This is a genomic window from Streptomyces sp. NBC_01515 (assembly GCF_045040345.1).
In the GTDB taxonomy this organism is placed as follows: Bacteria; Actinomycetota; Actinomycetes; order Streptomycetales; family Streptomycetaceae; genus Streptomyces.
The window spans coordinates 10,138,330-10,158,972 of sequence record NZ_CP109416.1 but is presented as its reverse complement, the minus strand read 5'-3'; the positions used below and the strand labels follow the sequence as shown (position 1 = coordinate 10,158,972).

The window sequence follows — 20,643 nt, the reverse complement described above, 5'->3', positions numbered from 1 at the left end:
ACACTTCTGACTCACGAGTAAGTCTGCGCGCCACAGGCCCTGTTGACACCTTTCAGGCCACCCGACGTGTCACGTTCAACAGGTACTCCTTCCGGTTCAGCGGGTTGTGGTCGGTGCGCGCCCGTTCCGGAACGGCCCCTTGCGCGACCGGCGCGTAGTGGTCGAAGGCGCTCTCCCACTCCCCCTCCCCGCGCGTCAGCCCCGGCAACTGCCGCTCCAGCCCGTGCACTTGAGCCACCGGCACCTCCCCCTCCAGCACACAGAGCGAGCCGTGCGTCTCGGTGGTCTGCGGTACGGCGCGCAGCGCGGCCAGCACCGGCAGCAGGGCGGTGAGGGTGTCGGCCGGGGCCTCGACGCGGAACCGGTGCATCGGCTCGTACACCTGGGTGCCCGCCCGCCGCAGCGCCTCGACGAGGACGAGCGGGGTCAGTCCGCGGAAGTCGGCGCCGGTGCTCGACATGCTCTTGTCGAAGCCCTGGTGGGCGTGGCTCTGCCGGGCCGAGTAGCCGGAGTGCGTCATGGTGACCACGCAGTCGGTGACCCGCCAGCCGTGCAGCCCCTGCCCGAGCGTCTCGCGCACGGTGTCCCCGACGGCCTTGAAGAAGGCGTACGGCATCGCGCCCAGCTCCACCTCCAGGCCGAACCGCACGCCGGAGCCGACCGGGCCGGGTTCGACGCGCAGGCCGACCGTGGCGAGGAACGGGTTCGGGTCCTTTTTGTTGAACTCGACCGCCGCGCCCGTGCCGACCGGCCGCTCGATGCAGAGCGGGGTCGTCTCGCGGAAGGTGACGTGTACCCCGAACTCCTCGGCGAGCGTGGCCTGGATGACCTCCTTCTGGACCTCTCCGTAGAGGGAGACGGCGGTCTCCCGGCGTACCTCGTCGTGGCGCAGGCCGATCAGCGGGTCCTGTTCGGCGAGTTGGGTGAGTGCGAGGTGCAGGGCGCGGCGGTCGGCGTCCGGGCCCGGGACGACGACGGTTTCGAGGGTCGGCGGCGCGAAGAAGTGCTCAACTGCCTTTCTCGGTACCCCGATCGAGTCCCCGATCCTGATCTCGCCGAGGCCTCGCAGCATGCCGATCCGCCCCGCCGGGACGGAGTCACTGTCGATGTCCGTCCCGTGGTCGAAGACGCTGATCGCGGTGACCTTGCCCTCGTCGCGGGTCTCGCGGGTCTCGCGGATGTCACCGCCGGCGCCCGTGTCACCCGTGCTGCCCGTGCCGCCCGTGCCGCCGAAGGTGATCCGGTCGCGGGTGCGGAGGGTGCCGGAGAACATCCGCGCGTAGGCGATCTTCTCCCCCGCCGGGCCGCGCTCGACCTTGAACACCGTTCCGGAGAGCGGGCCTTGAGGGTCGCCCTCGGCGGCGGGCAGCAGTTCCTTGATGCCGGTGATCAGGGCGTCGACGCCGGCGCCGGTGATGGCGGAGCCGAAGTAGACGGGGTGTACGAGGACTTGGCGGGTCTGGGTGGCGAGGGCGGTGCGCAGGAGGTCGTAGGACACGGTGTTCTCGACGTACGCGGTGAGGAGTTCGTCGTCGTGCTCGGCGAGGACGACGGGTGCGCTCGGGCCGAACCCCGGCAGGAAATCGGCCTCGCGGGTGCCGAGTCCCTCGACCGTGCCCATGGGCACGACGGCCGCCCTGAGCCGTTCGGAGATCGACGAGAGGAGGTCGTCGTAGCGTGCGCCGCGTCGGTCGATCTTGTTGACGAAGAGGAGGGTCGGGATGCGCAGCCGTTGGAGTGTGCGCATCAGGATGCGGGTCTGCGGCTGGACGCCTTCGACGGCCGAGACGACGAGAACCGCGCCGTCGAGCACGCCGAGCACCCGTTCCACCTCGGCGATGAAGTCCGGGTGGCCGGGGGTGTCGATCAGGTTGACGGTCACGTCGTCGACCGGGAACGAGACGACGGCCGACTTGATGGTGATGCCGCGCCGGCGCTCCAGCGCGAGGGTGTCGGTGCGGGTGTTCCCGTCGTCGACGCTGCCGATCTCGTCGATCACACCGGCCGAGTGCAGGAGGCGCTCGGTCAGGCTGGTCTTACCTGCGTCTACGTGCGCGAGAATCCCGAGGTTGAGCAAGTGCACCTGGTGTCATGTCCTTTGGCGAGGGGGGCGTTCCTTCCTGGGTGGACATGAACGGTGCGCGCATCTCAGTACTCCTCGGTCGTCGCTGACTCGTCTTCGGTAGTTCAGCAGGAGTGGGGGTGCGGCGGCAACGGATTAACGCCGGGCCGGCGAGGTGGGATGGGCGCGTGGCGCTCCGGTGCGGGCCAGGGCCCGGATGCGACGCTTGCGCCGTCCGGCGGCGGTAGCGGTGGTGACAGGAGCCGAGCATGCGTGACCTTCTCCCGGTGCTGAGCGGCTGGTACGCGGCAGGCGCCCCGTTCGGCCTGGCCACGGTGGTCGCGGTCAGCCGCAGCGCGCCGCGTGATCCCGGTGCGGCGATGGCGGTGGGGCCGGGTGACGAGGTCGTGGGGAGTGTGTCGGGTGGCTGCGTGGAAGGAGCGGTCTTCGAGCTGGCGCGCGAGGTCGTGGCGAACGGCGAGGCCCGGCTGGAGACCTTCGGGTACAGCGACGAGGACGCGTTCGCGGTGGGGCTGACCTGCGGGGGCGAGATCACCGTGCTGGTCCGGCTTGTCACTCCTGAGGTCGATCCCTCGTTCGGGGCGGTGGCGCGGTCGGTCGCCGCGGGTGAGCCGGTGACGGTGGCGACGGTGGTCGATGGGCCGGGGGTGCGGGGCGCTGCGCTTGCTGTTTGGGCGGAGGGGGTGGGTGGGAGTGTTGGTGATCTTGGTGGGGGTGGGGCCGTTGGCGGGGGCGGTGCCTCTGGGGCTCTTGGCGGCTCCGGCATCATCGGCACGCCTGGCGCCCCTGGCAGCCCCGGTGTTCCCAGCCCGCCCGGCACCCCCGGCGTTCTCAGCGCCGCAAGCACCCCCGGCACCCTCGACGCTTCAAACACCCCCGGCGCCCTCGGCACCCTAGGCTCACCCGGCCTGGACGTGGCCGTCGCAGCTGATGCCCGCGGTGAACTCGCCCTCGGGGCAACCGGGTTGCGGCACTACGGACCGCGCGGTGAGCGGCGTGAGGACTCCGTCGCGGTGTTTCTGCACTCCTTCGCGCCGCCGCCCCGGATGCTGGTCTTCGGGGCGATCGACTACGCGGCGGCGGTGGCCCGGATCGGTGACTTTCTCGGCTACCGGGTCACCGTGTGCGACGCCCGCCCGGTGTTCGCCACGCCGAAGCGGTTCCCGGCGGGTGTGGAGGTGGTCGTGGACTGGCCGCACCGCTATCTGCAGGGCACGGACACCGACGAACGGACGGTGATCTGCGTTCTCACCCACGACCCGAAGTTCGACGTGCCACTGCTGGAGGAGGCGTTGCGCCGGCCGGCCGCGTACATCGGGGCGATGGGCAGCCGCCGTACGCATGACGACCGTATGCGGCGACTGCTCGAATCCGGCCTGGACGAGGGCGAGTTGGCCCGGTTGCGCTCACCCGTCGGGCTCGATCTCGGCGCGCGTACGCCGGAGGAGGTGGCCGTGTCCGTGGCGGCGGAGATCGTCGCGCTGCGGTGGGGTGGGACGGGGGCGCCGTTGACGGGGGCGGTGGGGGCGATTCATCGGGGGCCGGTGCGGTGACCTGGCCGACTCGGTGGGCGTATTGAGGCAGGAGTACCGATCGGCCGTCACAAAGGCGCTCAGGTTCCCGGACAGAAGAGGGGGGCCAGCGATCGTGCACCCAGTAACAGGCCCCGGGGAATGACCAGTTGGCCCGGCGTCGGAACCGAGCGGTGAGCTGCCTGCCGGCGAGCGGGCCGCCGCTATGCAACCGGCGCACATGACGACCAGGACGGCCCGTGACCCCGGTCAGCTTCTGGGCGGCAGCCGGTGCAGTTCGAGGTCCGTCAGCGTGCCGTCGTCCACCGTCGCCGTCATGTACGTGCAGTACGGCTGACGTCGGCGGTCCGTCGGAGAACCCGGGTTCAGCAGCCGCAGCCCGCCCGTAGCCGTCGTATCCCAGGGAATGTGGCTGTGCCCGAAGACCAGCACGTCCAGGTCGGGGAATCGGGCCGCGCAGCGCGCCTCACGGCCCTGGGCGGGGCCGGTCTCGTGGATGGCGCCGAAGCGCAGGCCGCCCAGTTCGGCGTGCGCCAACTCGGGGAGCCGGGAGCGGAGTTCGGGGCCGTCGTTGTTGCCGTACACGCCGATGAGTCGTCGGCTGCGGCTCTCCAGCAGGTCGAGGGTGGCCGTGTCGACCCAGTCGCCGGCGTGCAACACGACGTCGGCGCGCGGGAGTTCGGCGAGGAGTTGCGCGGGGAGTTCCTTGGCGCGCTTGGGGAGGTGGGTGTCGGACATCAGGAGCAGACGCACGATCTCAGCCTAGGGGTGTGGCGCCGTTGCGGCTTCCCGGCACTGCTTCCGAAATGATCTACAGTCAAGACTGTTCAGTTGTGACTGGACAGTTCGCTCTGCCGGTTTTACGGTGGAGGGCATGGATCATCAGCTCACCGGCTCACCCGCGGGCATCTCCGACTCCGCGGCCCGCTCCGCGCGCGATCTGCGCGTGGTGCTCAGCCGGCTGCGGCGGAGGATCCGCGAGGTCGCGACCGACGAGGACCTGACCCCGTCGCAGGAGTCGGCGCTCACCCTGGTCGGCAAGCACGGCGCGGCCACGGCCAGTGCCCTGGCGTCGGCCGAGGGGGTCAGGCCGCAGTCGATGGCCGCCACCCTCGCCGCCCTCGACCAGCACGGGCTGATCCGGCGCAGCCCCGATCCCGAGGACGGCCGTAGGCAACTCGTCACGCTCACCGAGGCCGGACGCGCGCGGATCGAGGACAACCGGCAGGTCCGCGAGGAGTGGCTCGCGCGGGCCTTCGAGGACCGGTACACCGAGCGGGAGCGGCGGACGATCCTCGACGCGCTGGCGTTGATGGAACGGCTGTCCGAGCAGTGATACCGAAGCTCACCCAGGGATCACCGACCACGCGCCCCGACCCCACCGGCTTCGACCGGCGCCTGATCGCGCCCATGGTCCTCGGCTCCGTTCTCAACCCGATCAACTCCTCGATGATCGCCGTGGCCCTCGTGCCCATCGGCATCGCCTTCGGGGCGCCGCCCTCGCAGACGGTCTGGCTGGTCTCGGCGCTGTATCTCGCCACGGCCGTGGGGCAGCCGGTGATCGGGCGGCTGGTCGACATGTACGGGCCGCGTCGTCTCTACCTCATCGGTACGGCCCTGGTCGGCGTCGCCGGAGTCATGGGCGCCCTCGCGCCGTCGCTCGGCGTGCTGATCGCCGCCCGGGTCCTGCTCGGGTTCGGCACCTCGGCCGCGTATCCGGCCGCGATGCAGCTGACCCGCAGCGAGGCCGAACGCACCGGCGAGGACAGCCCGGCCGGTGTCCTCACCGCGCTCGCCGTCTCCGCCCAGACGGTGTCGGTGATCGGCCCCACGCTCGGCGGCTTCCTCATCGGCGTCGGCGGCTGGCGCGCCATCTTCACCGTCAACGTGCCGCTGTCCGTGGCCTGTCTCGTCCTCGGCGCACTCCGGCTGCCGAAGCTGAGCAAGGACAAGGAAACGGCCGGCACCCGACGTGACGTCGACCCGCCCGGCATGCTCCTGTTCGCGGTCATGCTGGTCTCGCTGATGATGTTCCTGACCGCCCCCAAGCTCTCCGAGTGGTACCTCCCGGTCCTCAGCGCCGCCGCGGCCGTCGCCTTCGCGAAACGCGAACTCCGCGTCCCGGAACCCTTCGTCGACCTGCGCGTCCTCGGCGGCAACCTCCCGCTGGTGACCACGTACATCCGCCAGTTCCTCGGCTACACCACCTCGTACGCCTTCCTCTACGGCTACACGCAGTGGCTGGAGGAGGGGCGCGGCCTGCACGCCTCCGCCGCCGGACTCATCCTGCTGCCCCTGTCGGCCACCGCCCTCGGCGTCTCGACCCTCACCGGGCGCCGTGAGGCGATCCGCGCCAAGCTGCTCGTCGGCAGCGCGATCCAGGTCGTGGGCTGTGCCGCGCTGTTCCTGGTCGGCTCCGACAGTCCGGTCTGGCTGCTGCTCGCCGTCGGCGCCGTGCTGGGCGTACCGCAGGGCCTGCTCGGTCTGGCCGGGCAGAACGCCCTCTACCGGCAGGCCGAGCCCGCGCGCATCGCGTCCGCCGCCGGGCTGCTGCGCACCTTCATGTACCTCGGCGCACTCGCCGCGTCGGCGGCCACCGCGGCCTTCTTCCCGCACCGCGCCGACACCCCGGGACTGCACGACCTGGCCCTGTTCATGGCGATCGGGTCGGCGCTGCTCCTGGCGATCACCCTGCCCGACCGTTCCCTGCGCACCCTCACCCCCAAGACCGTCTGAGCCCCCGTACCTTCTGAAAGGCCTCTCCCATGGCACTCACCACCCTCGACCCGCGCACCGCCCTCGTCGTCATCGACCTCCAGGGCGGCGTCGTCGGCGCCCCGATCCAGCCGTACAGCGGGCCCGAGGTGGTCGCCCGTACCGTCGAACTCGCCGACGCCTTCCGGGCCGCCGAGCTCCCCGTGGTCCTGGTCCGGGTCACCTTCGCCGCCGACGGCGCGGACGCGGTGCCCGGCCGCAGCGAGCAGCGGCGGCCCGGTGGCGGGGCCCGCCCCGAGGGCTGGGACGTCATCGTCGACGAGCTGGCCGGACACCCCGGCGACATCCACGTCATCAAGCGGAACTGGGGCGCCTTCCACGGCACCGACCTGGACGTACAGCTGCGCCGCCGCGGTGTCACGCAGATCGTGCTGACCGGCATCGCCACCAGCATCGGCGTCGAGTCCACCGCCCGTGCCGCCCACGAGCACGGCTATCACGTCACCCTGGCCACGGACGCGATGAGCGACCTGGACTCCGTGTCGCACACCCACAGCATCGAGCGGATCTTCCCGCGTCTCGGCGAGACGGGCACCACCGCCGAGATCCTGGAAATTCTGGCCAAGACCCGGGCCGCGAGGTGACGTCGATCCACGACGGGTGAACCGTTGCCCAACACCAGCCCAATGGGCGGCATCGAGACCGACCGGGTTAGCATCAGCCCACCGCGCCGTTCCGACTACGGGGGACGGGCGGCGCAAACAAGGGGGCTAGTAGCCGGATGTCGGTCAAGGTCAGTGTCGTCGTCCCTGTGTACAACCCAGGGCCTTATATCGAGGATTGCATCTCCTCCCTCCTCAGGCAGTCGCTGCCCAACGATGAGTACGAGGCGATCTTCGTCGACGACGGCTCGACGGACGGTACGCCCGCGCGGCTCGACGAGATCGCCGCCGAGCACCCCCACATGCACGTGATCCACCAGGAGGCGTCGGGCTGGTCGGGCAAGCCCCGCAACGTGGGGATCGCCGCCGCCAAGGGCGAGTTCGTCATGTTCGTCGACAACGACGACTACCTCGGCGACGAGGCCCTGGAGCGGATGTACGAGTACGGCGTGGCCAACGGCGCCGACGTCATCGTGGGCAAGATGGCCGGCAAGGGCCGCGCCGTACCCGTGGAGCTGTTCCGCAAGAACTACCCGCACGCGTCGGTCGCGACCGCCCCGCTGATGGACAGCCTCACCCCGCACAAGATGCTCCGGCGCGCGTTCCTCGACCGCATCAACCTGCGGTTCCCGGAGGGACGTCGGCGCCTGGAGGACCACGTCTTCGTGACGGAGGCCTACCTCGCCGCGGACAACGTCGCCGTGCTCAGCGACTACGTCTGCTACTACCACATCAAGCGCGAGGACGCCTCGAACGCCGGCTTCCAACGCTTCGACCCCGTCGGCTACTTCAAGAACCTGCGCGAGGCCCTCGACGTCGTCGAGAAGTACACCGAGCCGGGTGCGGCCCGTGACAAGATCTTCCGGCGCTGGCTGCGCGTGGAGATGATGGAGCGCCTCGGCGGCGGCCGACTGCTCAAGGCCCCGGACGAATACCGCCGTGAACTCCTCAAGGAGATCCGCGGTGTCATGACCGAGCGCTTCGGCCCCGGCGTCGCGGCCGGTCTCGGCCCGCGGCTGCGGGTCGTCGCGGCCCTCGCCGCGGCCGACCGCTACGACGACCTCGTCGAGCTGGCCGAGTGGGAGGCCTCCCTCAAGCCGAAGGCCGTCCCGGGCGAGATCGAGTGGCGGGACGGCAAGCTGCTGGTCCACTACCAGGCCGAGTTCGTCATCGACGGCAAGCCGGCCGTCTTCGAGGCCAAGGGCGCCCCCGCTCCCAAGCACCCGGAGCCGAAGACCCTCGCCGAGGCGACGGCCATGCTGACGGCCGACGCCACCGCCAACTTCAAGAAGGCGACGGCCGACCTCGTCGTCCGCGAACGCACCAGCGCCGCCTCGCACTTCCAGCCCGTGCAGATCTCGCACGAGACGGTCGCCGACGGCGACGGCGTCCGCCTGGTGCTGCACGCCACGGCCACCATCGACCCGGCCACCGCCGCGGTCGGCGCCCCGCTGGGCAGCGGCCTCTGGGACACTTACGTCCGCGTCGTCATCGGCTCCTGGAACAAGGAGTGCCGCCTCGGCCCGGTCGCGCAGCACGGCGAGAACGCCGGGTACGCCGGTGTCGTCGCCGGCCAGGTGATGCTCCCGTACTACACGGAGCCGCACGGCAACTTCTCCCTGGACGTCGACAAGGCGAGCAAGCGCCTCGGCCTCGCCGACCTCAAGCCCGGCGACTTCACGGTCACCGGCGCCCGCGTCGGCGTCCTGCTCCCCTTCTACGCCCCCGCCACCACCGACGTACTGCTGCGGCTGACCCACAAGTCGTCCGGTACGACGCTGGACGTGCCCGGTGTGGTCTCCCCCGAGTCCTCCGGCGCACGGCTGGCCGCCGAGGTACCGGCCGCGGATCTGAAGGACGCGGCGTGGAACGCCTCGGTGTGCCTGACCCCGGCCGCGACCGCGCAGCGTTTCCTGGCGCTGCCGGTGCGGCTGACCGGTGACGCCGGCGGTATCCGGGTCGAGGCGGCGCCGAAGGCATCCGCCAAGGCCGCCGAGCCCAAGCCGGCGCCGAAGCCGGTGGCCGCCAAGGCCAAGCCCGGGCTGGCCCGCCGGGTGGCGCGCAAGCTGAAGCGCGCCCTGAACAAGTAGCGGTACCCGAGAGCGAGTCGCGGTACCCGAGCAAGAGCAGTGCCCGAGCAAGTCGGAGGACGGAAGAACGTGCGATCACTGGGGATTGAAGGCGCCTGGGTCCTGGAACCCAAGGTCTTCCCTGACGACCGGGGCAGTTTCCACGAGTGGTACCGCGGTGAGGAGTTCCGCGAGGCCACCGGGTACGACCTGGCTCTGTCCCAGGCCAACTGCTCGGTCTCGCGGCGGGGTGTGGTGCGCGGAGTGCACTTCTCCGACGTGCCGCCGAGCCAGGCCAAGTACGTCAAGTGCGTGCGCGGCGCCGTCCTCGACGTGATCGTGGACATCCGCGTCGGCTCTCCCACGTTCGGTCAGTGGGAGGCCGTCCGGCTGGACGACGAGACCAAGCACGCCGTGTTCCTCGCGGAGGGTCTCGGGCACGCGTTCATGGCGCTGACCGACGACGCGACGGTCGTGTACCTGTGCTCGACGGGCTACTCGCCCGGCCGTGAGCACGGGATCAACCCGCTCGACCCGGCGCTGGGCATCGCCTGGCCCGAGGGCTTCGAGCCGGTGCTGTCGGACAAGGACGCGGAGGCTCCGACATTGGCAGAGGCGGAGCAGTCAGGACTTCTTCCGTCCTACGCGGACTGCTCCGCCTACTACGAGCGACTGCGGAGTGGACAGCTCAGCGGCTGACGCTGAGCTGCTCCACCGAGCGGCGCAGGGGCTCCCAGCCGCGGGACCGCTTGGTCCCGCGGTTGCGGGCCGCGGCGAGGGGACCCCAGAAACCGGCGCCGAGCAGCGCCTCGGGCTTCACCGCGGTGGTGCGCTCCAGGATCGCCTCGGGCACCTTCTGCGGGTCCGGGACCTCGAACTCGGCGACGATCTCGTCGTACTTGTCCTTGAGGACGGTGCTGGTGGGGTCGGCGCCGAAGACCACGAGCTGACCGGTGGGCTGGGTGTCGACCAGGACCGTCACGAGGTCGGGACGGTAGCGGTTGAGGATCTCGACGAGCTTGTAGACGTCACCGGTCCAGGCGTCGGTGTGCCGGTCCCGGGCCGCCTCGTCGATGCTGCGCGGCAGCATGTCGTCGAAGACGATGACGCTGGCCCAGTCCGAGTGCTTCTCCACGTTGATGAAGTCGCGCAGCGCGTACTCGAACAGGTGCATGCCGTCGATGAACGACAGGTCCAGCGTGGTGGTCCGCCACCAGCCCAACGGGCTCCGGTTGCGGGCCAGTTGACGCAGCGGGTGACGGCCGCCGCGCAGGTGCACCAGCGGGTTGTCCCGGGCGAAGAAGTCGTCACTGGTCGCCTTGGCCAGGTGGACGTCACAGCGGATCTCCGTGACCACCTTGAACGCGGGATCGATCGCAACACTCGGCACCCGGGAGAGCGTCAGGCTGCGGCCGTCGTTGACGCCGATCTCCAGGTAGTTGCGGTTCGCGGTTGACTTGTGGAGCCCCCGCAGGAACTCATGACGTTTCACGAAGAAATCTCCTTGCGGATGTGAGGAAGTGCTTCGTGCAGGGCGGACCGCCAGTCCCTCGGCGGTTCCAGGCCGACCTCCCGCCACCGCTCGTGCCCGAGGGCGCTGTAGGCGGGGCGGGGCGCGGGACGGACGAAGGCCGCGCTCGTGGTGGGGCGGACACGCTCCGGGTCGGCGTCGATGAGCCGGAACACCTCCTGTGCGAGACCGTGCCAGCTGGTCTCGCCGGAGCTGGTCGCGTGGAACACCCCGTGCGCGCCTTCGACTTGGCCGATACGGGCGCCGAGATCGGCGATCCGCACGGCGACGTCGGCGGTCCAGGTCGGTTGACCGCGCTGGTCGTCGACGACGTCGAGAGTGTCGCGCCGTGCCTCCAGCTCGATCATTGTGCGGACGAAGTTACCCCCACAGGCTCCGTACAGCCAAGCCGTGCGCACGACCGCGCTCGCTCCTGGCAGTTCCTCCAACACGGCCTGCTCGCCCGCGAGTTTGGTACGGCCGTAGGCGGTGCGCGGGGCGGTGGAGTGATTCTCCGGGTACGGCGTGGCGCGGGCCTCTCCGTCGAAGACGTAGTCGGTGGAGACGTGCACCAGCCGCGCGCCGGAGGCGGCGCAGGCGCGGGCGAGGAGCCGGGGCCCCTCGCCGTTGATGCGAAGGGCCCGCTCCTCGTCGGTCTCGGCGTCGTCGACGGCGGTGTACGCCGCGCAGTTCACCACCACGTCGGGGTGGTGCTCCGCGAACGCCCGGTCCACCGACGCGGGGTCGGTGATGTCCAGGGCGGCGCGGTCGAGACCGACGAACTGCTCACCGCGGCGGGCGAGTTCCTCCAGCACATCGTGGCCGAGCATCCCGCCGGCACCGGTGACCAGCCACTTCATCAGCCGCGCTCCACCCGGGCCTTGAGGGGCTCCCACCAAGCACGGTTGTCGCGGTACCAGGCGACGGTGTCGGCGAGGCCGCTCGCGAAGTCGTGCTGCGGCTGGTAGCCGAGATCGTCGTGGATCTTGGACCAGTCGACGGAGTAGCGCAGGTCGTGGCCCTTGCGGTCCTCGACACGCTCGACCCGGTCCCAGTCGGCGCCGCAGGCCTCAAGGAGGAGGCCGGTGAGCTCCTTGTTGCTGAGCTCGGTGCCGCCGCCGATGTTGTAGACCTCGCCGGCCCGGCCCTTGGTGCGCACCAGCTCGATGCCCTGGCAGTGGTCCTCGACGTGCAGCCAGTCGCGGACGTTGAGGCCCTCGCCGTAGAGCGGGACCTTCTTGCCGTCGAGGAGGTTGCTGACGAACAGCGGGATGACCTTCTCGGGGAACTGGTGCGGCCCGTAGTTGTTCGAGCAGCGGGTGACGCGCACGTCCAGGCCGTGGGTGCGGTGGTAGGCCAGGGCGAGCAGGTCGGAGGACGCCTTCGACGCGGAGTAGGGCGAGTTGGGCGCCAGCGGGTGGGTCTCGGGCCAGGAGCCGGTCTCGATGGAGCCGTAGACCTCGTCGGTGGAGATGTGCACGAACGGGGTGCGGTAGCGCAGGGCCGCGTCCAGCAGGACCTGGGTGCCCACCACGTTGGTGCGGACGAAGTCGGCGGCGCCGTTGATCGAGCGGTCCACGTGGGACTCGGCGGCGAAGTGGACGACCTGGTCCGCCTCGGCCATCAGCTTGTCGACCAGTTCGGCGTCGCAGATGTCGCCCTGGACGAACTCCAGGCGCGGGTGGCCTATGTCCAGGTTGTCGAGCGTGCCGGCGTACGTGAGCTTGTCCAGCACCGTTATGCGGGGCGCGTCGGCCGCGTCCGAGGCGAGGAGCGTGCGGACGTACGTGGAACCGATGAAGCCGGCGGCGCCGGTGACGAGGAGATTCATGAACGGATCTGCACCTTGCTGTGGTCTCCGAGAACGAGGCGGTGGGCGCTGGGTACCCCCGGAGCGGGGGTCACTTCGACGTGCTTGCCGATGAGCGAGGACTCGATCCGGCCCACACCGAGAATGGACGAGTCCTGCAGCACTATGGAGAACTCCAGCTCACTGTCGGTGATCCGGCAGTTCTCCGCGACCGAGGTGAACGGTCCGATGTAGGAGTTGCTGACGACGGTTCCGGCGCCGATGACGACGGGTCCGACGATGCGCGACTTCTCGATGCGCGCGCCCTCTTCGATCACCACGCGGCCGATGGTCTCGGACACGTCGTCCACCTCGCCGTCGATGCGGCGGTCCATGCTCTCCAGGACGGTCCGGTTGACCTCAAGCATGTCGACGACGTTGCCCGTGTCCTTCCAGTAGCCGTGGATGACCGAGGAGCGCACGTCGGCGCCGTCGTCGATCAGCTGCTGGATGGCGTGGGTGATCTCCAACTCGCCGCGCCAGGACGGCTTGATGGCGCGTACGGCGTCGTGGATGGCGGGCGTGAACAGGTAGACACCGACCAGAGCGAGGTCGCTCTTGGGGTGCTCCGGCTTCTCCTCCAGGCCGATGACCTGGCCGGATTCGCTGAGTTCGGCGACGCCGAAGGAGCGCGGGTCGGGCACGTGGGTGAGGAGGATCTGCGCGTCGGGCTTGTTGGCCTGGAAGCCCTCGACGAGACCGGTGATGCCGCCGACGATGAAGTTGTCACCGAGGTACATCACGAAGTCGTCGTCGCCGAGGTACTCGCGCGCGATCAATACGGCGTGGGCCAGTCCGAGGGGACGGTCCTGCGGGATGTAGGTGATCTGCAGGCCGAACTTCGACCCGTCACCCACCGCCTCCTCGATCTCCGCCGCGGTGTCACCGACGATGATGCCGACCTCGGTGATTCCCGCGTCGGCGAGTGATTCGAGCCCGTAGAAAAGGACGGCCTTGTTGGCCACCGGGACGAGCTGTTTTGCCGATGTGTGTGTGATCGGCCTCAGGCGGGATCCAGTGCCGCCGGAGAGAACGAGAGCCTTCATCGCTTCACCTTAGCGTCATCTTCGGACGTGCATCGTTCCTCCCTATGTTCGTTTGTTACGACCGGCCAACGATGAGGAGGCCGTGAGGTGTCTAGCCGGCCGGAGGACCGGACTGGTCCCCCGCCACCCGTGCCACGTCCGCCTCCACCTCGGCCCGGTCGAGACCCTCGTCCCTCGCGTACTCGTCGGCGGCGGACTGCATGTCACGGGCGAGATCGCGCCAGGCCCGCCAGGCGGTCTCGTAGATGTCGGTCTCGGCCTCGGTCCAGGATTCGTGGGCGGGGGCTCCCAGCGAGTCCCGCATCTCCTGGACCCGGGCGCGTGCCGCCTGGGCCGCGCGGTGCTTCTCGACCAGTTCTTCGAAGGTGTGTGCCACAAGCACGCACCCCATCACGGCGGACCCGCGCAACCGTCCCGACCTGCCGCTCTACGTCCGGACAGGCACCCGTGCGGCGGTCTACCGGTCGAGTGCGATCTCGGCCCACACCTGTTTGCCCCCGCTCACCGGCACCGTGCCCCAGGCCGCCGACATGGCCTCGACGAGGAGGATGCCGCGCCCTCCGGTGGCCTCCCAGCCGATGCTGGTCGGCTTGACCGGGGTACGCGGCGAGGAGTCGGCGACGGCGACGCGGAACCGCCGGTTGACGAGGGTGAGGTCGAGGCGGACCGGCCCGTCGGTGTGCACCAGGGCGTTGGTGACCAGCTCGGAGACCACGAGCAGGATGGTGTCGGTCTCCTCGGTGACACCCCAGGTGCGCAGGGTCCGCTTGGTGAAGCGGCGGGCGTGCCGGGCCGCCTCGGGGACGCGCCACACCGTCCAGTTCTCCCGGCGGGGGCGGGTGGCGAGGCCGTCGTAGCGCATGAGGAGGAGGGCTACGTCGTCCTCGCGGCGGGCGTTGCCGAGCAGCGCGTCGGCGACGAGGCCGAGGTGGGCGGGGTCGGAGACGGCGAGGCCGTGGGCGAGCCGGTCGAGGCCCTCGTCGATGTCGGCCTCCTTGGACTCCACGAGGCCGTCGGTGGTGAGGGCGACGACGGTGCCGGGCTGGAGCCGCAGCGGGCTCATGGGGAAGTCGGCCTGGGTCACCACGCCGAGCGGTGGTCCGCCGTCCGCGTAGGGGATCTCGGTGCTGCCGTCCGGGTGGCGCAGGACGGGCGGGAGGTGGCCGGCCCGCACGTACCAGGCGGAACCTTCCTCCAGGTCGACGTCGACGTAGCAGCAGGTGGCGAAGAGGTCGGTCTCCAGGTCGATGAGGAGGCGGTTGGCGTGCGAGACGACGACGTCGGGCGGGTGTCCCTCGACGGCGTACGCGCGCAGCGCGGTGCGCATCTGGGCCATGAGGGTGGCGGCGCCCGCGTTGTGGCCCTGGACGTCGCCGATGACGAGGGCGACGTGGTTGTCGGGCAGCGGGATCACGTCGTACCAGTCGCCGCCGACCTCAAGTCCGGCGGTGGTCGGCAGATAGCGGGCGACGGCGATCGCGCCGGGCAGGTCGGGCAGGCGGCGCGGCAGCAGCTGGCGCTGGAGCATGCCGACGAGTTCGTGCTCGGCGTCGAAGGCGTGGGCGCGCATCAGGGCCTGTCCCGCGAGGCCGGCGGAGGCGGTGAGCAGGGCGCGTTCGTCGGGCCCGAAGACGTGCGGGTCGTCCCAGCCGATGAGGCAGGCACCGGAGACCCGCCCGCCGGCGGACAGCGGCAGGACGGCGAGGCCGCCCGGGCCGACCTCGGCGAGGGCGGGTTCCAGGTCGGTGCCCGCGGGCCAGATCGCGGCGCGGCCCTCGCGCAGGGCGGCGGCGAGGGTGGGCATCGTGCGCACGGGTGCGTCGGGCCATTCGCTGCGCCACTCCAGGCGCCACAGCTCGGGCCAGGCCTCCGGTTCGGGCGGGTCGAGGACGGTGACGACGAGCCGGTCGCCCTCCAGTTCGGCGAGCGCGATCCGGTCGGCGCGCAGCGGTTTGCGCAGGGCGGCGACCACGGCCTGGCTGACGTCACGGACCGTGCCGGCCATGGCGAGGGCGGCGGCGAGGCGCTGGACGCGGGCCACGTCGTTGACGCCGGAGCGCAGCTGGGAGGCGGCGCCGACGGTGCCGACGAGTCGGGCGGGGCGGCCGTCGCCGCCGGGCAGGAGCCGCCCGCGCAGCCGCAGCCACTTCGGGGTTCCCGAGGGCTGCAGGACCCGGAACTCGAGTTCACGGTCGCCGATGGCCATGTGGTCGGCCTCGACGACGGACATCAGCGAGGGCAGGTCCTCCGGCACGGTCATCCCGAGCAGAGTCTCGACCTTGCCGTCGAAGTCGCCGGGCCCGAGCCCGAACAGCTCCAGGACGTCGCCGCCGACCTCGACCCGCCCGGTGTCCATGGCCAGGTCGAACGCGCCCGCGGCCACGTCCTCGCCCGCCACCGACTCGGCCGGTACCGGGATCGCGACCGCCTCGGCGATCAGCGCGAGGCACTCCCGGTCCTCGGTGCCGAAGCCGTCCGGGCGTTCCCCGACCGCGAGCAGACAGCCGCCGCCCCGGTCGCCGCGCACGGGCAGCGCCGCGAGATGGAACTCCCCCGACGGCAGCCGTCGCGCGTCGAAGCCGGCGGCCAGTTCCTCGGGGCCGAGCCACACCGCGTGCCCGCCCCGCCGCACCTCGGCGACCGGTGATCCCCCGGCCGCCGGGTAGCCGTCCCGCAGCCCGTACAGCGTCCGCGGCACCCCGACCGACTCGACCAGGCAGAGCAGATCGGCGTCGTCACCGGGTGTGTACACCCCGGCGAAGCTCGCACCGGCGAAGACGAGGGCCTGTTCGAGGACGCGGCGCAGCCGTTCGCGGGGATCGAGATCGACGGTGAGCGTCTTGAGGGCAAGTTCGGCACGCAACGTTCGCGTTCCGCGTCCCTCAGTGCCCTCACTGACCACGTCCGCAATTACAGCGCTTATGCGCCGACTGCGCAGCCCCTGTGACCGTTCCGTGGAGATGAGGGGCCGGATGGCCGCCACTCCGCCGGGGCCGTCGCTCGCCGTGCGCGCCGGGCCCCCAGGGTGGAGCCTGATCACTGGGACCAGGACCGCGCGGCCGTACGAGGAGGTGGTCGGCGTGTCCGACGGGCAGGCGTCCCGGCAGGCGCCGGTCGGGCGGCCGATGCTGGCTCTCGCGCTGGCGGCGATGATGGACGGCGTCCACGCGCACTCGGGTGCGGTGTATCTGCTGACGCCCGACGAGCCGGTGCTGGAGATGGCGGTGATGGCCGGGCTGCCGCGCGCCTTCGCGGCGCCCTGGGAGCGGGTCGGGCTGAGCGCGCCGATCCCGGTCGCCGAGGCGGTGCGCGAGCGGCGGCTGATCTGGGTCGGCGGCGAGGAGGACATGGCCCGCCGCTATCCGCGCATCGCGGTCGTGCTGCCGTACCCCTTCGCGCTGGCGGCCGTGCCCGTGGCCACGGCGTCCAGGGTCTACGGCTCGGTCTTCGTGACCTGGCCCGGTTCGCATCCGCCGGTGCTCTCCGAGCGGGACCGCGACCAGCTGACCACCGCCTGCGACCGGCTCGCGCTGCGGCTGGAGCGTGCCGCGGAGGATCGGCACCCGGTGCGCGCGGAGCCCGATCTGCTCGCCACCGGGCCCGCGTCGAGCGTGGCCGGGACGCTGGGCACGGTCGAGGCGGCGCGGATGGTGGCCCGGCTGCCGTACGGGCTCTGCTCGCTGGATCTGCACGGGCGGGTCGGCTTCGCGAACGCGGCGGCCGGGGAGCTGCTCGGCATGTCGGTGAGCGCTCTGCTCGGCACCCAGTTGTGGGCGGCGGTGCCGTGGCTCAACGACCCGGTGTACGAGGACCGTTACCGTGCCGCGCTGCTCAGTCAGCAGGTCACGTCGTTCGTGGCGCTGCGGCCGCCGGGCGACTGGCTGTCGTTCCGGCTGTATCCGAACACGACCGGGCTGAGCGTACGGATCAGCCGGGCGCGGGCGGTGACGGAGCTGAGCCGGGCGGCACCGGAGCCGGGTGAAGGGCCGTCGCGCCTTGTGACCATCTCGCAGGTGCTGAGCCTGGCCGGGGCGCTCACCGAGGCGGTCGGGGTGGAGGACGTGGTGCAGCTGATCGCGGACGAGGTCGCCCCGGCGGTGGGCAGTCAGGCGCTGGTGGTCCTGGGTTCGCAGGGCGGGCGGCTGCATGTGCTGGGGCACCGCGGCTACGCGGACCCGCATGTCGTGGAGCGCTTCGACGGGATGGCGCTGAACGGGTCGACGCCGGGGACGGTCGCGCTGAACAGCGGTGTGCCCGCGTTCTTCGACTCCCGGCAGGAGCTGGAACGGCTGTATCCGAGCCGGCACGCCACACCGGACGGGTTCGCGGCCTGGGCGTATCTCCCGCTGATCGCGTCCGGACGCCCGGTCGGCACCTGTGTGCTGGCCTACGGCGAGCCGCATGTCTTCCCCGCGGACGAGCGGGCCGTGCTGACGAGTCTGGGCGGCCTGATCGCGCAGGCGCTGGAGCGGGCGCTGCTCTACGACGCGAAGAACCAGCTGGCGCACGGGTTGCAGGAGGCGCTGCTCCCGCACTCGTTGCCGCCGCTGCCGGGCATCGAGGCCGCCGCCCGCTATCTGCCGGCCACTCAGGGCATGGAGATCGGCGGCGACTTCTACGACCTCGTGACCTCCGAGGGACTCGCCGCCGTGATCGGTGACGTACAGGGGCACAACGTGACCGCGGCCGGCCTGATGGGCCAGATCCGGACCGCCGTCCGCGCGTACACAACGGTCGGCCAGGCCCCGGAGTCGGTCATGCGCAGCACCAACCGGCTGCTGATCGACCTCGGTTCCGAACTCTTCGCGAGCTGTCTGTATCTACGGCTCGATCCCGCGCGCGGTACGGCCGTGATGGCGCGGGCCGGGCATCCGCCGCCGTTGCTGCGCCGCCCCGACGGACGGGTGCGAGTACTGGACCTGGCGGGCGGTCCGCTGCTGGGCATCGACGCCGACGCCGTCTATCCGACGACCGAGGTCGATCTCGCGCCCGGTTCCGTCCTCGCCCTCTACACCGACGGGCTCATCGAGTCGCCCGGCGTCGACATCGAGGACGCCCTGGCCGAACTGGGCCAACGCCTCGCAGCGGCCGGGGACTTGCCGCTGGAGGAGATCGCCGACGAACTGGTGCGGCACAGTGCCGCCGCACAGGAGCGGATCGACGACGTGGCGCTGCTTCTGCTGCGGGCCCGGGAGCCGGGACCGGATCAACTGACGTGAACGCAGGGCGGTCCGGCCCTCCCGCCGGAGGGCCGGACCGATCCACCGCCGACCTGATGGAAGGGGTCGGATCAGTGGTTCGAGGTGAGCGAGGAGCCGTCGTCGGCCCCGTTGCCGGTGTCCTGGCCGGTGCCGTTCTGGTCCTCGCCGGTGCCGGTGCCGTCGGTGGCCGACGGGTCGACAGCGCCGGACTGGTCACCGGTGCCGTCGGTCGCGTTCGGGTCCACGGCGCCGGACTGGTCGCCCGTGCCATCGGTCGCGGACGGGTCGGCGGCGGTGGCCGACGGGTCCGCCGTGGCGGTGTCGTCGCCCGCGCCGGCACCCGCGCCCGCGTCGCCGAGGGTGGCACCGGTCGCCGTCAGCGCGGCGGTGACCGGCTGGAAGAAGGTCTCGCCGCCGGCGGTGCAGTCGCCGCTGCCGCCGGAGGTGAGGCCGACCGCGCCGCCGTCCTGGGTGAAGAGCGAGCCGCCGCTGTCACCCGCCTCGGCGCAGACGTCCGTCTGGATGAGGCCGTTGACGGTGTCGACACCGTTGGGGTCGGTCTCGCTCTGGAAGTTGACCGTCGCGTCGAGGCCGGTGACCGTGCCGTCGTGCAGGCCGGTGGTGGAGCCCATCCGGAAGACCTGGGTGCCGACCGTGGCGTCCTCGGCCTGGGTGATCTGGACGGTCTGGCCGTTGCCCACGTTGACGTCGCTCGTGGTCTGCGTCGCCGGGTCGTCGTACTTCACGAGGGAGAAGTCGTTGCCGGGGAACGTGGCCTGGTCGACGGTGGCGATCGGCTGGCCGTCCTGCGAGTCGGACCACTGCTTCGCCGCGACGCCGCAGTGTCCGGCGGTCAGGAAGGCGGGGGTGCCGTCGCTCGCGGTGACGTTGAAGCCGAGGGAGCAGCGCACGCCGCCCTGGTCGGTCTGGGCGAAGATGGCGTCGCCGCCCGAGACCAGCGTCTTGAAGGAGCCCGCGGTCTTCTTGACGGTGGCCATGCTGGTGCCGAGGCTCTTGACCGTCGACAGCACGGTGTCCCACTTGGTGCCCGTGACGGTGCTGTCCGCGAGGACCTGGATCTTGTTGGTCTTCGGGTCGACCGACCAGGCGGTGCCGGGGACGGTTGCCTTGGTCTTCAACACCTTTGCGGCGGCGGTGAGTTCGGCGGTGCTGTTCTGCACCTCGCGCACCTTGGCGCCGGCCTTCTCCGCCTGCACGACCACGTTGTTGTTGTCGCCCGAGATCACGTTGACGACGAGCTGCTGGGTGGCGCTGTCGTAGTAGGACCCGGCGAAGGCGTCACCCAGCAGTCCGGCGATCTGCGAGGAGAGGTCGGAGGCGCCCGTCGCCTTGAGGGTCTTGGGGGTGGCGGCGCCTGCCGAGTTGTCCTGGGACGCGTTGGCGTTCGGCAGCAGGATCGCCGCCGCTCCGAGAGCGGCGACACCTCCGACGGCTATAACGGCCTTGCGCTTCGGAATTCGCTTGTGACTCAAACTGCTCGACCTCCTGGGGACCGGGGTCTGTGCCGCCGGGGCGACGGCTTATGGGGGGGCGCCTGGATGCCCGTTGATACGCACGTGTCACGTGGGCCGTTCAATTCCGTTTCTCAACTTCCTTTGTGAAAGCACGAATCGGCCATGTGCAAGCCCTGACCCGGCTGGGGTACGAAACGGCTGCGGGCCAGTGCCCACGGCATATCGGCCGCTGTCCGTCCGGCGCGCGGCGAGCGGGCGGATGTCTTGATCGAATCGGTGCCGCCCAAACCTGCCTGTGCGCGTGGGCAGTTCACACACTCCCGGTCCGCCGCCGGTCCGCTCCCGAACCGACACGGACGGCGACCGGTCGGCAACGGTCAGTCGAGAACGGCGGGCAGAATCCTCACTTCAGGGAATCTGCACAGCGCGTACCCAACGAAGTCACCGGCCTCCACGGATCTGCACATGCACACGCCCCCCGCAACGCCTTTGGTGGGGAGT

General features: G+C 70.9%; 16 protein-coding genes. 7 read left to right on the top strand and 9 right to left on the bottom strand.

The genetic code is table 11. From position 1 onward, the window contains the following. Nucleotides 1–52: 52 nt before the first annotated feature. The gene (locus OG407_RS44915) at nucleotides 53–2,083 is read right to left on the bottom strand and encodes a GTP-binding protein (protein WP_405866553.1); all 2,031 of its coding nucleotides are present in this window, start codon (nucleotides 2,081–2,083) and stop codon (nucleotides 53–55) included. 248 nt (nucleotides 2,084–2,331) lie between these two features. Between OG407_RS44915 and OG407_RS44910 the strand changes: the two genes are divergently transcribed. Then, nucleotides 2,332–3,636 (top strand): XdhC family protein, encoded by a 1,305-nt coding sequence (locus tag OG407_RS44910; protein WP_405866551.1) that lies wholly within the window; start codon nucleotides 2,332–2,334, stop codon nucleotides 3,634–3,636. A gap of 228 nt (nucleotides 3,637–3,864) precedes the next feature. Here the strand turns inward: OG407_RS44910 and OG407_RS44905 are convergent, their stop codons facing one another. After that, the gene (locus OG407_RS44905; RefSeq protein ID WP_405866549.1) at nucleotides 3,865–4,368 is read right to left on the bottom strand and encodes a metallophosphoesterase family protein; all 504 of its coding nucleotides are present in this window, start codon (nucleotides 4,366–4,368) and stop codon (nucleotides 3,865–3,867) included. A gap of 121 nt (nucleotides 4,369–4,489) precedes the next feature. Between OG407_RS44905 and OG407_RS44900 the strand changes: the two genes are divergently transcribed. From OG407_RS44900 to rfbC, 5 genes are all read left to right on the top strand, one after another. Beyond that, on the top strand, nucleotides 4,490–4,951 hold the full coding sequence (locus tag OG407_RS44900; RefSeq protein ID WP_405866547.1) for a MarR family winged helix-turn-helix transcriptional regulator: 462 nt from the start codon (nucleotides 4,490–4,492) through the stop codon (nucleotides 4,949–4,951). Then, nucleotides 4,948–6,351, top strand: coding sequence for an MFS transporter (locus OG407_RS44895; RefSeq protein WP_405866545.1), 1,404 nt, complete (start codon nucleotides 4,948–4,950; stop codon nucleotides 6,349–6,351). Before OG407_RS44900 ends, OG407_RS44895 begins: the two co-directional genes overlap by 4 nt. A gap of 29 nt (nucleotides 6,352–6,380) precedes the next feature. After that, nucleotides 6,381–6,974, top strand: coding sequence for an isochorismatase family protein (locus tag OG407_RS44890; protein WP_405866543.1), 594 nt, complete (start codon nucleotides 6,381–6,383; stop codon nucleotides 6,972–6,974). Between the two features lie 137 nt (nucleotides 6,975–7,111). After that, on the top strand, nucleotides 7,112–9,082 hold the full coding sequence (locus OG407_RS44885) for a glycosyltransferase family 2 protein (RefSeq protein ID WP_405866542.1): 1,971 nt from the start codon (nucleotides 7,112–7,114) through the stop codon (nucleotides 9,080–9,082). Nucleotides 9,083–9,151: 69 nt separating this feature from the next. Further along, the gene (rfbC, locus tag OG407_RS44880; protein ID WP_405866540.1) at nucleotides 9,152–9,760 is read left to right on the top strand and encodes a dTDP-4-dehydrorhamnose 3,5-epimerase; all 609 of its coding nucleotides are present in this window, start codon (nucleotides 9,152–9,154) and stop codon (nucleotides 9,758–9,760) included. Here rfbC and OG407_RS44875 read toward each other — a convergent pair. The 6 genes from OG407_RS44875 to OG407_RS44850 all read right to left on the bottom strand — a co-directional run bounded on the left by OG407_RS44875 (nucleotide 9,750) and on the right by OG407_RS44850 (nucleotide 16,368). Then, on the bottom strand, nucleotides 9,750–10,553 hold the full coding sequence (locus OG407_RS44875; RefSeq protein ID WP_403586917.1) for a class I SAM-dependent methyltransferase: 804 nt from the start codon (nucleotides 10,551–10,553) through the stop codon (nucleotides 9,750–9,752). The two genes, rfbC and OG407_RS44875, sit on opposite strands and share 11 nt — an antisense overlap. Continuing rightward, nucleotides 10,550–11,431 carry a dTDP-4-dehydrorhamnose reductase gene (gene rfbD / locus OG407_RS44870; RefSeq protein ID WP_405866538.1) on the bottom strand — a complete coding sequence of 294 codons (882 nt, stop codon included), beginning with the start codon at nucleotides 11,429–11,431 and terminating at the stop codon, nucleotides 10,550–10,552. The genes OG407_RS44875 and rfbD overlap by 4 nt, the downstream gene beginning before the upstream one ends. Further along, a complete protein-coding gene (rfbB, locus tag OG407_RS44865; RefSeq protein ID WP_405866536.1) occupies nucleotides 11,431–12,402 on the bottom strand; it encodes a dTDP-glucose 4,6-dehydratase in 972 nt (323 codons plus the stop codon). Before rfbB ends, rfbD begins: the two co-directional genes overlap by 1 nt. After that, nucleotides 12,399–13,466, bottom strand: a complete 1,068-nt coding sequence (locus OG407_RS44860) for a glucose-1-phosphate thymidylyltransferase (protein WP_365299473.1) — start codon at nucleotides 13,464–13,466, stop codon at nucleotides 12,399–12,401. The genes rfbB and OG407_RS44860 overlap by 4 nt, the downstream gene beginning before the upstream one ends. A 91-nt stretch (nucleotides 13,467–13,557) precedes the next feature. Continuing rightward, nucleotides 13,558–13,842, bottom strand: a complete 285-nt coding sequence (locus OG407_RS44855; RefSeq protein WP_403586909.1) for a hypothetical protein — start codon at nucleotides 13,840–13,842, stop codon at nucleotides 13,558–13,560. 81 nt (nucleotides 13,843–13,923) lie between these two features. Then, complete coding sequence (locus OG407_RS44850) at nucleotides 13,924–16,368, bottom strand: SpoIIE family protein phosphatase (protein WP_405866533.1); 2,445 nt, start codon at nucleotides 16,366–16,368, stop codon at nucleotides 13,924–13,926. Between the two features lie 169 nt (nucleotides 16,369–16,537). Here OG407_RS44850 and OG407_RS44845 point away from each other — a divergent pair, with 169 nt between their 5' ends. Further along, a complete protein-coding gene (locus tag OG407_RS44845; RefSeq protein ID WP_405868922.1) occupies nucleotides 16,538–18,685 on the top strand; it encodes a SpoIIE family protein phosphatase in 2,148 nt (715 codons plus the stop codon). A gap of 71 nt (nucleotides 18,686–18,756) precedes the next feature. Here OG407_RS44845 and OG407_RS44840 read toward each other — a convergent pair whose 3' ends face one another. After that, on the bottom strand, nucleotides 18,757–20,160 hold the full coding sequence (locus tag OG407_RS44840) for a S1 family peptidase (RefSeq protein WP_405866531.1): 1,404 nt from the start codon (nucleotides 20,158–20,160) through the stop codon (nucleotides 18,757–18,759). Nucleotides 20,161–20,643 lie beyond the last annotated feature (483 nt).

Coding starts and splice junctions, on each gene's coding strand:
- OG407_RS44900 (WP_405866547.1), top strand. CDS start 4,490: ATGGATCATCAGCTCACCGGCTCACCCGCGGGCATCTCCGACTCCGCG.
- rfbD (WP_405866538.1), bottom strand. CDS start 11,431: ATGAAGTGGCTGGTCACCGGTGCCGGCGGGATGCTCGGCCACGATGTG.
- OG407_RS44885 (WP_405866542.1), top strand. CDS start 7,112: ATGTCGGTCAAGGTCAGTGTCGTCGTCCCTGTGTACAACCCAGGGCCT.
- OG407_RS44890 (WP_405866543.1), top strand. CDS start 6,381: ATGGCACTCACCACCCTCGACCCGCGCACCGCCCTCGTCGTCATCGAC.
- OG407_RS44910 (WP_405866551.1), top strand. CDS start 2,332: ATGCGTGACCTTCTCCCGGTGCTGAGCGGCTGGTACGCGGCAGGCGCC.
- OG407_RS44860 (WP_365299473.1), bottom strand. CDS start 13,466: ATGAAGGCTCTCGTTCTCTCCGGCGGCACTGGATCCCGCCTGAGGCCG.
- rfbB (WP_405866536.1), bottom strand. CDS start 12,402: ATGAATCTCCTCGTCACCGGCGCCGCCGGCTTCATCGGTTCCACGTAC.